General features: G+C 72.4%; 6 protein-coding genes and 1 pseudogene. 2 read left to right on the forward strand and 5 right to left on the reverse strand.

Going from position 1 to position 7,262, the window contains the following annotated elements; all coding sequences use genetic code 11:
• Positions 1 to 166 precede the first annotated feature (166 nt).
• Together J7E86_RS05120 and J7E86_RS05125 are read right to left on the reverse strand one after the other, a co-directional pair.
• Positions 167 to 1,354 (reverse strand): Ig-like domain-containing protein, encoded by a 1,188-nt coding sequence (locus J7E86_RS05120; protein ID WP_215080180.1) that lies wholly within the window; start codon positions 1,352 to 1,354, stop codon positions 167 to 169.
• Between the two features lie 233 nt (positions 1,355 to 1,587).
• Complete coding sequence (locus tag J7E86_RS05125; protein WP_215080182.1) at positions 1,588 to 2,013, reverse strand: hypothetical protein; 426 nt, start codon at positions 2,011 to 2,013, stop codon at positions 1,588 to 1,590.
• Between the two features lie 211 nt (positions 2,014 to 2,224).
• Here J7E86_RS05125 and J7E86_RS05130 point away from each other — a divergent pair, with 211 nt between their 5' ends.
• Together J7E86_RS05130 and J7E86_RS05135 are read left to right on the forward strand one after the other, a co-directional pair.
• The gene (locus J7E86_RS05130; RefSeq protein WP_215080184.1) at positions 2,225 to 3,835 is read left to right on the forward strand and encodes an alpha/beta hydrolase; all 1,611 of its coding nucleotides are present in this window, start codon (positions 2,225 to 2,227) and stop codon (positions 3,833 to 3,835) included.
• A 231-nt stretch (positions 3,836 to 4,066) separates the two neighbouring features.
• A complete protein-coding gene (locus J7E86_RS05135; RefSeq protein WP_251018663.1) occupies positions 4,067 to 5,941 on the forward strand; it encodes an ABC transporter ATP-binding protein in 1,875 nt (624 codons plus the stop codon).
• Between the two features lie 55 nt (positions 5,942 to 5,996).
• Here the strand turns inward: J7E86_RS05135 and J7E86_RS05140 are convergent, their stop codons facing one another.
• The 3 genes and pseudogenes from J7E86_RS05140 to J7E86_RS05150 all read right to left on the reverse strand — a co-directional run.
• Positions 5,997 to 6,371, reverse strand: coding sequence for a hypothetical protein (locus J7E86_RS05140; RefSeq protein WP_215080186.1), 375 nt, complete (start codon positions 6,369 to 6,371; stop codon positions 5,997 to 5,999).
• A gap of 80 nt (positions 6,372 to 6,451) precedes the next feature.
• Positions 6,452 to 6,844, reverse strand: a complete 393-nt coding sequence (locus J7E86_RS05145; RefSeq protein ID WP_251018664.1) for a roadblock/LC7 domain-containing protein — start codon at positions 6,842 to 6,844, stop codon at positions 6,452 to 6,454.
• 91 nt (positions 6,845 to 6,935) lie between these two features.
• Positions 6,936 to 7,262 (reverse strand): annotated as a pseudogene (locus tag J7E86_RS05150) (transcriptional regulator); the annotation flags it as partial.

Consider the following 7,262-nt stretch of genomic DNA (forward strand, 5'->3'; position numbering starts at 1 on the left):
CGGGCCGTCTTCGCCGCCTGCGGCGGCGGGCGCCCTGCGGGCGCGTCCTCAAACGCCGGACGGGCTTGATTGTGGCTGGGCTCAGCTGCCTTCAGCCAGTCCGGCGCTTGAGGACACCACCGCGCAGCGGTGGTGCGCACGACACGGCCCGCAGCGCCCGCTCACCTCACTTCAGTGCGCTCCGCTTCTGCCACTGCTGCCAGTTCTCCTGCCAGACCTCCAGGCCGTTGCCGACGTCCGTCTGCTTGGTACTGGTGGTGCCCTTGACCTCCACGGTGGCGCCGATGGGCAGGAAGTCGTAGACCTTCTTGGCATCGCTGGTGGTCATGCCGAAGCAGCCGTGGCTGTTGTTCTCGACGCCCAGGGAGTTGTTCCAGGGCGCGGAGTGCAGGAAGGTGCCGGAGGCGGTCAGGTGGGTGACCCACTGGGAGTCCAGCATCCACTCCTTGCCATGGCCGATGGTGGCCGAGTCCATGGTCTCCGCGGCGTTCTTGCTGCGCACCGTGTGGATGCCACCGCGGGTCGGGTCGACGGGGGAGCCCGCGGAGCCCTTGATGTCGCCGACCGGCCTGCCGTTCTCGTACATGGTCAGGGTGTGGCCGGGGACGTCGATGACGGCCTTGCGGTCGGCGCCTATGGAGAAGCCGAAGGCGTAGTTCCGCGCGAACCAGCCGCCCTCACCGGTGTTGATCCCCGCCAGCGAGCCCTTGACCGAGACCTTGGTCCCGGCGGGCCACGGGTCCTTGGGCCGCCAGTCGACGCGGTCCTGGCCCGACCAGTCCTTCACCCAGCCCCAGGCGCCCTCCACCCGCGGCTGCGTGGTGACCTCGAGGGACTTCTCGATCTCCGCGCGCTTTCCGGCGTCCACCGGGTGGTCGAAGAGGATCGAGACGGGCATGCCCGTGCCGACGGTCTGTCCGTTGGCCGGGGTGTTCGTCAGCTTGTTGAGCTGCTCGACCCGCTCGGTGCTGAAGGTGGCGGTCGAGGACGACTGCTTGCCGCCGCCCTTCTTGCCGCCCTTCGCCGTCGAGCGCACGGTGTACGTGGTCTGCGGGCCGGCCTTGCTGTCCGACGTCCAGGTGGAGCCGTCACCGGCGAGCTCGCCGTCGACCTTGTTGCCCTTGTCGTCCTTGACCTCCACCTCGGTGAGCCGTCCGCCCTCGGCCTTCACCGATATCGGCGAGCCGGGCGGGACCTCCTTGCCACCGGCCGGGCTGATGGTGATCCTCGCCTCGGCGCCGGCCTCCGAACCGGTGCCGGAGGAGCCTCCCGCACAGGAGGTGAGGACCAGGGAGCCCATGAGAGCGGATATCACGAGAGTGGAGCGACGGCCCGAACCGACGTGCACGTGCATCGACCTTTCCAGCAACCAAAGAAACGGAGCGGCGGGCCGCGACCTTGCCGCTCCTGCCGTGCGGCGGCCGAAGCCACCGCAGTGCTAGATGATCTGCACGCTTGTACGGTTGCGCGAAAAAGAGAAACGTTTACGCAGTAGTTCGCCGGTGTCGGGACATGTCGGTACGGCCACCCCCGGCATGCCGCTCCCGCCCGGGCGGCCGGGAGCGGCGCCACCGCAGCGCACCGGGATCAGCGCACCGAATACGACAAGTGCACCGAGCCCGAGCCGAAGCTGATGCGGAGCTGAAGGTAGTAGACGAATTCCTCGCCGAACTTGGTGGGAATGGTGCACTTGTTGCTCAGCGTCAGCGAAAGACGCGTGGCCGCGGGATGGCCGGCCGCCCCGATCGAGCCGTTCTTCTGCGCATCGGTGATCTCGGAGTCGAGTACGGAACAGCACTGGAATACCCGGACCCCGACCGAACCGAGTGCCGGGTTGCCCGTCGGATCGTCCAACTCCGCCGCCAGATCGACGTCGACGGCCCGCCCGGCCGGCGCGTGAAACGGGAGAGAATACATCGTCACGGTGGAGAAGGGCCTGAATGCCTCACCGACCGGCAAGGCCACCGGATTGCTACAGGTCTTGGCTGTGCGTGGATCCACTGCGCTCACCATGGGAAAAGCGTAGGGGCGATCGGGTGGCGGCGGCGGGAATTCACTCGTTCGGCGGTCCGTCGTTCGGCGTAGGAATCGTCGTCCTGGTTCCGGTGAAATCCCGGTGATGCGATCCGGTCGGAAGGGGGCGGGCGCATGGGGGCGGGCCCCACCCGCCGCCGGTGGTTGTCCCCCATGCGCCGCTCCCGGCGCGACGGCTACCCTCGGTCACATGATGTTCACGCATCGAACGCGGGCCGGGGCGGCGGCACTTGCCGCGTTCGCGATCCTGGCCGCAGCCCTCCCCGCGGGGGCCGCAGCCCTCCCCGCGGGGGCCGCAGCCCTCCCCGCGGGGGCCGCAGCCCTCCCCGCGGGGGCCGCCGCCCGGCCCGCCGGCGGCGACCCCCTCGGCCGCTTCTCCCGGCAGAGCCCCGCCTGGCACAGCTGTGTGCGCGGACCGGAGGACGCGCCCGGCAAGGAGCTGGAGGCCGTCGGGGGCCGCTGCGCCGAGGTGACCGTCCCGCTCGACTACGCCCGCCCCGGCGGCCGCACGCTCACCGTCGCCGTCGCCCGCGTGCCGGCGACGGACACCGCCCACCGCGCCGGGACGCTCGTCGTCAACGAGGGCGGGCCCGCCGACCCCGTGATCGAGAACCTGACGGCCCGCCGGGCCGCCATGAAGGACGTCGGCGCGCGCTACGACCTCGTGGGAGTCGACCCCCGGTTCACCGGCCGCAACACCTCGCTGGACTGCGGCTGGACGACCGCCTCCTACTTCCGCTGGGCGGGCACCGACCGGGCAGGATTCGACCGTATGGCGGCCTTCGAACGCGACCTGGCCACCCGCTGCCGGGAGCAGGCCGGCGACCTGCTCCCGTACGCCTCGACCCGGAACGCCGCCCGTGACATGGACCTCGTCCGCGGCGTCCTCGGCGAGCGGCGGATCTCGTATCTGGGCATCTCCTACGGCACGTACCTGGGCGAGGTCTACACCGCGATGTTCCCCGGCCGCACCGACCGGGTCGTCCTCGACGGCGTGCACGAGCCCGGCCGCCTCGCCCCGTGGCCCATCCACGGCACCGAGCAGGCGCACGACGACGCCCTGCGCGACTGGGCGGACCGGGCCGCCGCCCACCACGGCACCTACGGTCTGGGCGGCACCGCGGACGCCGTCCTGGCCACCGTCGCGCGCATCCAGACCGCCGCCGTCGAACGGCCGCTGACCGTCGGGACGTACCGGCTCGACCAGCACGTCGTACCGCTCCTCCTGCTCGCCTCCCTCGGCGACGACACCGCGCGGGGCGACGCGTACGTCGCCGGCATGGTCCGCACTCTCCGGCAGGCCGCCGGGACCGGCCGGGCCGAACCGGACGAGCTGCTCGCCGAACTGCTCCCGGAGCTGCTGACCGCCAAGGGCTCGCCCTACGGCAGCACGCAGACCGCCTACCTCTGCGCGGACACGCCCGGCCCCCGGGACGTGGAGGTCTTCCGGCGGGCCGTCGAGCGCTCCCGCGCGCGGCACCCGCTGTTCGGCCCGCTCCTCAACGACGTGACGCCCTGCGCCTTCTGGACGCCGTCGCGCGAACGGCCGACCGTCGTCGACAACGACGTCCCGGCGCTGCTCCTCAACGCCACCGGCGACCCCCGGGTCCCGTACGCGACGGCCCGCGCCATGCGGGCCCGGTGGCACTCCTCCCGGCTGGTCATCGTCGAGGGCTCGTTCCGGCACGGGGTGTACGGCGCGTACGGCAACGCCTGTGTCGACGACACCGTCAACGCCTACCTGGCCGACGGGAGGCTGCCCGGCGCCGACCGTACGTGCGTCGTCGTGCCGGAGAAGTGAGCGCGGGACCCACTCGGGCCGGCGGCGGCCCCCGCACAGCGGGAGAGCCCGCGGCCCGCATCCCGCACCACGGCGGAGCTGCCCCCACCTGCGTCCCACCCGTCCCTGTGTGCTCGAACTCGCCCCACCTTAGAGTGAATTGCCGCTGTTCGTCCCCGCTCCCGGCGGGCCGTGCGGCATCGTGCAACCGCTCCTGCCGCGACTCGCCCACACATCACCGGGAGGGACAAGTTGGCCGCCGAGATCACCGGGACGCCCACCGAGGAATTACGGTTCCGATCTCCCACCCTGGCCGTCTTCGACAAGAACCCGCTGACCGCACGCTCGATGAGCAGAAGGCTCCCGCAGCTCGTCCGCAAGGCGCTCTCCCTCGCGTGGCGCGTCGACCGCCGCGCCGTGATCGCGCTGCTCGGCTGCCAGGTGCTCTCCGGAGCCTTCGAGGCGTTCGGACTGCTGGCCACCACCCGCACCATCACCGCACTGATCGCCTCCGGCCACATCCAGGACCGGCTCGCGGAGGCACTGCCCTCACTCGTGGTGCTGGCCGGCGCCGCGGGGATCCGCGCCCTGCTCGGCATCACCGTCAGCAACATCTCCAGCCGGCTCGCCCCGCGGATCTCCCGCGAGGCCGAGATGCAGATGCTCGACGCGGCGATCAACGCCGAACTCGCCGCCTACGACCACCCCGGCTTCAACGACAAGCGCGAGGCCGCCGACCGGGGCGCGGACGTCGCCCAGGACCTGCTCATCGAGTCCCAGGACCTCATCGCCTGCGTCGCCTCCCTCGTCGCCGCGGCCGGCGTCGTCACCCTCCTGCACCCCGTGCTGCTGCCGCTGCTCGTCCTGGCCACCCTCCCGCAGGGCATCGCCAGCGTGAAGGGCGCCCGCGTCCACTACCGGACCTCCCGCTCGCTGAGCGCCGAGCGCCGCGTGCTGAGCCACCTGCGCTGGCACGCCACCGACAAGATCTTCGCCGATCAGCTGCGCTCCGGCACGATGGCCGGCTTCCTCCTCGGCCGCTACCGCTCGATCGGCAACCGCATCGACAGCGCCACCGACCGGGCCGTGCACCAGGGAGCGCGCTACGCCCTGCTCGGCTCGCTCGCCGGGGGAGCGGCCTCCGGGCTCGTATGGGTGGCGCTGGTGCTGCTGCTCGGCTCGGGCCGCATGTCGGTCGCCTCGGCCGGCACGGCGGTCTTCGCCCTGCGCACGGTCGGCTCGTCCCTGCGCGGCATGGTCGGCTACGGCACCCGCCTGTTCCGCACCGGGCTCTACCTCGACGACTGGGCGGAGTTCATCGACGAGGCCGGCGGCCACCGGCTGCGCCGCGGCACCAAGGTGCCCACGGCGCCCCTGGCCGTCCGGGCCGAGGCGCTGACCTTCCGCTACCCCGGCACGGACCACCCGGCCCTGGAGAAGGTCAGCCTGGACGTGCGGCGCGGTGAGGTCCTGGCGCTGGTGGGGGAGAACGGCTCCGGCAAGACCACCCTCAGCAAGCTCCTGGCCGGGCTGTACCTGCCCACCGAGGGCGCGGTCACCTGGGACGGCCAGGACATCGGCGACTTCGAGCCGCAGGCCCTGTGGCGGCAGACGGCCGTCGTGCCCCAGGACTTCGCGCACTGGCCCATGTCCACCCGGGAGAACATCACCCTCGGCCAGCCGCACGGCGAGGACGACGCCGTCATGCGGGCCGCCGCGCACGCGGGCGCCGACCAGGTCGTCGACGGGCTGCGCAGCGGTCTCGACACCCTCCTGGCCCGTGAGTGGTTCGGCGGCGTGGACCTGTCCGGAGGGCAGTGGCAGCGCATCGCCATCGCCCGCGCCTTCTACCGGCGGGCCGGACTGCTCGTCATGGACGAGCCGACCAGCGCCCTCGACGCGCGGGCCGAGCACCGCATCTTCACCGGCCTGCGCGAGGTCGCCCGGGACCGGGCCGTCGTCCTGGTCACCCACCGGCTCGCGAACGTCGCCGTCGCGGACCGCATCGTCGTCCTCGACCACGGCCGCGTCATCCAGGAGGGCACCTTCGGTGAACTCACGGCGGCCGAGGGGCTTTTCCGCGAGCTGTGGCTGCTCCAGAACGACCGGAGCGGCGCCCGGGCCTGACCCGGGCCCGGCCGGCCGGGCCGTCACGGAAGCCCGCGGCGGCCCGCCGGGCCCGTCAGACCTCCAGCTCCGCCTCGATCCGCTTGAGCTGATGGCGCGCCATCGCCAGGTTGGCCCGCTTGGCGTCCAGGACGAGGTAGAGGAACAGCCCCTTGCCGCTCCGGCCGGTCAGCAGCCTGATCATGTGGTACTGCGTGCCGAGGGTGATGAGGATGTCCTCGATGCTGTCCTGGAGGCTGAGCATCTCCATCGCCCGCAGCTTGGCGCGCACCACGTCGGTGTTGGCGGCGGCGGCGACGTTCAGATCGAGGGTCTGCGTTCCGCCGAGCGTGCCGAGGGCCATGCCGCTGCTGTAGTCGACGAGGGCCACCCCGACGGCTCCCTCGATCGCCGTCATCGCGTCCTGCAGCGCCGCTTCGGTGTTCGCCATGAGAATCCCGCTTTCGTCGTCAATGCCGTTGTCGGATGAGGAAAAGGAAAGGTGGGAGAGGAGGAGGGAGGGCGGTGCGGTCAGCCCTGCCGCCGGTGCGCCAGCGCGTCGGCGACGAGCTCGGCGACGCGGGCACCCGCCCGGCGGGCCTCCAGATTCAGCCGGCCCACGTTGGCGTCACCCGTGGCCAGCAGCGTCAGGACGCAGGACGCCCCGGCCGCGTACGTGGCCACGTACCCCCGCTCGCCGCGGACGAGCAGTTCACGGAATCCGCCGTGGCCCACGGCGTCGGTCAGCCGGGAGCCCACCCCGAGGGCGGCCGCGGTCAGCGCGGCCACGCCGTCGGGTTCCATGTCGGTGACGTGGTGCGCGATCACCAGCCCGTCCGTGCTCGCCACCAGCGCGCCCGTCAGATGCGGTACGCGTACCCGTAATCCCTGGAGCTCGGCGAGCACCTCGGGCATGGCGGTCATCGACTGTCTCCTTCCGGTGAACTGTCTCAAGGCGCGCCTCATCATGGGAGTCGGCGGGTCCGGCAGGCGTACGGGCGGGAGTGCGGCTCGGTCACAGCGCCTCCAAGGCGTCACGGATCCTGAAGAGCAGGGAGATCTCCGGGGCGTCCCGGACCGCGGGCCGCGGAGCCGCCGCCGGCGCGGCCACCGGTTCGGGGGTGCGGATCAGTCCCAGGGCCGCCAGCCGGCGTACGTCCAGGAGGGTGGCGAAGGCCGGGCGTCCGAGCGCGCGGGCGATCTGCACCGGTGTGCGGATGCCGTCGGCCGCCCGGAGCACCGCCCGCCGGCCGCAGGCCGGGTCGGCGCCCCGCTCCCACCGGCGGGCGGCGTCCGGTACGGGCACGACGGGCGCGGCGTCCACCGCCGCGCCCGTCGTGCC

This window comes from Streptomyces sp. ISL-11 (assembly GCF_018614525.1).
Lineage (GTDB): Bacteria > Actinomycetota > Actinomycetes > Streptomycetales > Streptomycetaceae > Streptomyces.

What these genes read in the sequence shown, in the direction of transcription:
- J7E86_RS05125 (WP_215080182.1), bottom strand. Translation starts at nt 2,013, where the DNA reads ATGGTGAGCGCAGTGGATCCACGCACAGCCAAGACCTGTAGCAATCCG.
- J7E86_RS05140 (WP_215080186.1), bottom strand. Translation starts at nt 6,371, where the DNA reads ATGGCGAACACCGAAGCGGCGCTGCAGGACGCGATGACGGCGATCGAG.
- J7E86_RS05145 (WP_251018664.1), bottom strand. Translation starts at nt 6,844, where the DNA reads ATGACCGCCATGCCCGAGGTGCTCGCCGAGCTCCAGGGATTACGGGTA.
- J7E86_RS05120 (WP_215080180.1), bottom strand. Translation starts at nt 1,354, where the DNA reads ATGCACGTGCACGTCGGTTCGGGCCGTCGCTCCACTCTCGTGATATCC.
- J7E86_RS05130 (WP_215080184.1), top strand. Translation starts at nt 2,225, where the DNA reads ATGATGTTCACGCATCGAACGCGGGCCGGGGCGGCGGCACTTGCCGCG.